The 2,372-nt window shown below is 52.5% G+C and carries 1 protein-coding gene and 1 pseudogene; one reads left to right on the top strand and one right to left on the bottom strand.

Annotation, left to right across the window (positions count from 1 at the left end; translation table 11 throughout):
• Positions 1–697 precede the first annotated feature (697 nt).
• Positions 698–1,963 carry a threonine ammonia-lyase gene (gene ilvA, locus AC3B5A_RS07620; protein ID WP_489800042.1) on the bottom strand — a complete coding sequence of 422 codons (1,266 nt, stop codon included), beginning with the start codon at positions 1,961–1,963 and terminating at the stop codon, positions 698–700.
• Between the two features lie 282 nt (positions 1,964–2,245).
• On the opposite strand from ilvA, the pseudogene AC3B5A_RS07615 reads away from it, so the two are divergent.
• Positions 2,246–2,372 (top strand): annotated as a pseudogene (locus tag AC3B5A_RS07615) (DNA topoisomerase); the annotation flags it as partial.

Genomic DNA, 2,372 nt, shown 5'->3' with positions numbered 1-2,372 from the left:
CCGACATCAATTAACACCCCTCGGTGACCCCACCACAACAGCAAGGCAGACATCGGACTGGCAATCAAAACAAAAAATAAAGTAGTACAGACACACTCTTGAGTTCTCAAACCACCACCACACCAACAACTTCAAGCAATCTCGAAGATTTGTTGTCGCTGTCGGGCAGCAAGTAAGTAACTTACACGGGGTTGCCTACTTTTGCAAGTTGCGCATGAAAAGTATGCCTTTATTCGTTGGAATTCCGCCATTCTCTCGGCGTGTCGAAAACTGCGTTTTCTACCCCTTTCTGCACAGTACTGCTGCCTAATTACTTCAAAAAATTAGCCAAAATACCTTCAGAATTCTCGTCCTTCGGCGTGTCGTGAGGCACCTACCTTCTCATATCAGACCAATACCCAGCACGCGAGCGCCGTTTATCTGTTTCTTCTGCCATTCGGCCGTCCAGAAACCACCCGGCCTATACGAGTGAGCCTTCCTGAGCCGTAAGTCTCACTCCCTCTACCTCCCGCGCACAACCGTGTGCGTATTTCCGTTCATAGCTTTGCCGACCTGCACATCGTGCACTCGTCTCCCTTTACACTCGGGCTCGTTATCCCGTGCATTCCCATACTTGCCAGCACTCATCACATCGCACAATACGCAAAAGCGGGCGCATCGGATAACCGCGCGCCCGCCACTCGTACCCCCTTGAGGTTTAGTACGTCTGCTGAACCTGCAATCCCTGCCCACGCAAGGCAGCCAAGATACGTTCAATATGCTCAGGTCCGTTCGTTTCCACGGTCACTTCAAGAAGCACACCATTGCGATAGTGCCCAGAAGCCTTGAACTGGTCGTGGTTGAGCTCGATAACGTTGGCACGCTGTTCGGCGAGTATGGAAGCTACCTTGACCAGTTGCCCTGGCACATCCGGCAAATCCACCGCAAACTGCATGATGCGACCGCGCGAAATCATGCCCCGCTGAATTACAGCGCCAATGGTGACGGTATCGATGTTGCCTCCCGAGACGATCGGAACCACCACATGTTCTCCTTGAGCAGACCTGAAGGCCTCGGATTCATCCTGCAGATGTTCAAGCGCCGCCAGAGATACTGCTCCTGCAGCCTCGACCACCAACTTGTGTTTTTCCAACATCAGCAGAATCATCTGTGAAATTTCGGCCTCACTGACAGTAACCAAGTCATCGATATATCGCGACAACAGCGCAAAGGTCAAATCTCCGGGACGTTTCACAGCCACACCTTCGGCAGCAGTGTTCACCGAAGCTGCAGGAACCACGCTTCCCGCATCGAGCGACAGTCTCCAGGCAGGTGACTGTTCAGGTATCGCACCTATCACGCGCACATCTGGGCGGAAGGTCTTCACAGCCATGGCTATACCGGAGCCTAAACCTCCGCCGCCGAGCGGAACTACAATATCGGTCACTTCTGGCTTGTCATGGAGAATTTCCAAAGCGATGGTTCCCTGGCCGGTCAGCACTTCATAGTCGTCGAACGGATGTACGAATGTCATCTTCTTATCCGCCGAAAGCTGCTGCGCATACGCAGAGCTCTCATCAAAGTTCTCACCGTGCAACACTACGTGTGCGCCGTATGCTTTTGTGGCATCTACCTTGAGAGGAGGAGTTGCGCGAGGCATGACGATGGTAGCTTGCGCTCCACGCTCCCTTGCGGCGAAAGCCACCCCTTGCGCATGATTGCCAGCAGAAGCAGTTACCAATCCCTTTTCTAATTCAGAATCAGCCAAAGCGGCAATCTTGTTATATGCTCCGCGAATCTTGAACGATCCAGTCTCTTGAAGGTTTTCGAGCTTCATCGCTACTTCAAACCCATTGCGGCTGCTCAAAGCGTCGGAGTGCATGGTGGGCGTATGCCGCACTGTACCACTCAGACGTTGTTCGGCTGCCTCGAGATCTGCTGCGTGATCTGCGTTGACATACTGCTGAAGTTCATGAGTATCCATGCTGTTATTATCCACACAGCACAGGGCAAATGTGCAATCGCTGTCACATATTGGACAGATCATAGTGTTGGATAGTTTCTGACGCGTCAGTGTGCCAGGAAACAGTATGTCGAGAAAGATGATACATCATTGATGCGCTGCAGATGCGTTGTAGTAGTTCTTACACATGCCGAGATGAGTGCGTCTATTGTCAAGAATCGAGCAGGGACATGAACGGACGTGCTCGCAGACTGGAGCAAATGCGTCGTAAGCACTGGTACAGACCCAGACCGCCATATTCTGATGGAGTCGAAGCCGTATCGTCGTCGTCCGGTGCCGCCGTTTACTACTTCCACCATGCAGCAGGCTGCCGGCAACCGTCTTTCCATGAGTTCACGCCAGACCATGCGGGCTGCGCAAGGTTTGTATG

This window comes from Bifidobacterium sp. ESL1133 (genome assembly GCF_058107325.1).
This window is presented reverse-complemented; position numbering and strand designations above follow the sequence as displayed.